Source organism: Faecalibacterium sp. Marseille-Q3530 (assembly GCF_017377625.1).
Lineage (GTDB): Bacteria > Bacillota > Clostridia > Oscillospirales > Ruminococcaceae > Faecalibacterium > Faecalibacterium prausnitzii_E.
In genome coordinates this window covers 1-1,956 of sequence record NZ_JAFREH010000036.1, presented here as the reverse complement: position 1 = coordinate 1,956, position 1,956 = coordinate 1, and the positions used below count along the sequence as shown (strand labels likewise).

Sequence of the window (1,956 nt, the reverse complement as noted above, 5' to 3'; positions counted from 1 at the left end):
GGTCGATGGCGAATACGTCCAGAAAATCCAGATTTTCTACCGCTTTATCGGCCCATTGGATGCCATCGAGTAACAAAGTCAGAAAAGTCACCTCCGAGAACTATCCTACAGACGCAGGGCGCGAGGGAGAACTGATTTTCCGCTTGGTGTACCAGCAAGCAGGGTGCAAAAAGCCTTTTTCCCGCCTGTGGCTGTCCAGCATGGAGGAAAATGCCATCCGAGAAGGGTTCGCCCACCTGAAGCCGTCAACTGAATACGATGCGCTGTACAACGCAGCACTCTGCCGGGAACGTGCCGACTGGATGGTCGGCATCAATGCGTCCCGGCTTTTTTCATGCCTGTACAACCAGCCTTTGGCGGTGGGGCGTGTTATGACCCCGGTGCTCGCTATGACCGTGGTGAGGGAAGCCGCCATCGCCGCCTTTGTGCCGGAGAAATTCTACACGGTTGCCCTGACCCTTGCGGACGGCGGCACCGCATCCAGCAAGCGGTTTGCCCAGAAAGCGGATGCCGAACTGCTGCTTTCCAAATGCCGACAGGAGGGGCGTGTCACGGTGCAGAAGATGGAACGCAAGGAGAAATCCGAAAGCCCGCCGCAGCTCTATGACCTTACTGCATTGCAGCGGGATGCCAACCGTCTGCTGGGATTTACGGCACAGCAGACCTTGGATTATGCCCAAAGCCTTTACGAAAAGCGGCTTATCACCTACCCCCGCACGGACAGCCGGTTTTTGACGGAGGATATGGCGGCTTCCCTTCCGGGACTGGTGACGGACACGGGCAGGGCGTTTGCCGTGGAGGAGCCGATTCCCATCCATGTGCAGCAGGTCATCAATGGCAGCAAAGTCACCGACCATCATGCGCTGCTGCCCACGAAAAGCATGGCAAACGCAGACCTTGCCGCACTCCCTGCCGGGGAGTGGAAGATTCTGCGGCTGATTGCTGCACGGCTACTCTGCGCCGTAGGTGAACCGCACCGCTATGCAGAAACCTCGATTATCACCATCTGCGCCGGAGAGGAATTCTCCGCAAAAGGCAAGTTGGTGCTGTCCGACGGATGGAAAGCCATGGAACGAAAAATGCTGGGGGAACTTCTGGGCAAGCAAAAGGAAGCAGTTGTTCTGCCCGATGCGCAAGAGCAGAGCCAGTGCAGCGTTGCCGGTGCCGAACTGAAAGAGGGTCAGACGTCCCCACCGAAGCATTTCACCGAAGATACTCTCCTGTCAGCTATGCAGGCAGCGGGTGCGGATAGTATGCCGGAGGGCGTGGAACGTCAGGGCATCGGCACCCCGGCTACCAGAGCCGCCACCATCGAAAAGCTGGTGCAGAAGGGCTTTCTGGAACGGAAGGGCACCAAAAAGACCAAGGTGCTGCTGCCCACGGATAAGGGAAAAGCCCTCATCACCGTGATGCCCGAAGAAATCCAGTCCGCAGATATGACTGCTGACTGGGAAGCGAAATTGCTGCAAATCGAGCGTGGCGAAATGGAGCCGAGTGAATTTATGACCGAAATCAATACGATGATTACCGAACTGGTAAAGAACACGGAAATGAAAAAAGGAGCGAATGCACTTATGAAAAGCAAGATTATTGGTGTCTGTCCGAACTGTGGGAAGCCTGTCGTGGAGCGTGAAAAGGGCTGGTTCTGCGAGAACCGGGAGTGCCGTTTCGTGCTGTGGAAGGACAATGCGTTCTTCAAGCGTCTGGGCAAACGGCTGGATTCCCATGTGGCGGACAAGCTGCTGCGGGATGGTCGTGTCCGCCTGAAGGACTGCAAGAGTGCCAAGGGCAAGACCTACAACGCCACCGTACTGCTGGGCACTGAAGCCGATGGCCGCAGCAAGTTTTCGCTGGAATTTGAAGGTGGGTGCTGATGGAGCAGATAAAAGAAGCGGTTTACCTTATCAACGATGAACGCTATCTGCATCTCCGGGAAAACGGTACAGGAGTCGGCTT

Annotated in this window: 1 protein-coding gene; it reads left to right on the top strand. The window is 56.1% G+C overall.

Translation table 11 applies throughout. The annotated features are described in order from the left end of the window. Positions 1-59: 59 nt before the first annotated feature. Complete coding sequence (locus J3350_RS13800) at positions 60-1,874, top strand: DNA topoisomerase (RefSeq protein ID WP_207687012.1); 1,815 nt, start codon at positions 60-62, stop codon at positions 1,872-1,874. Positions 1,875-1,956 lie beyond the last annotated feature (82 nt).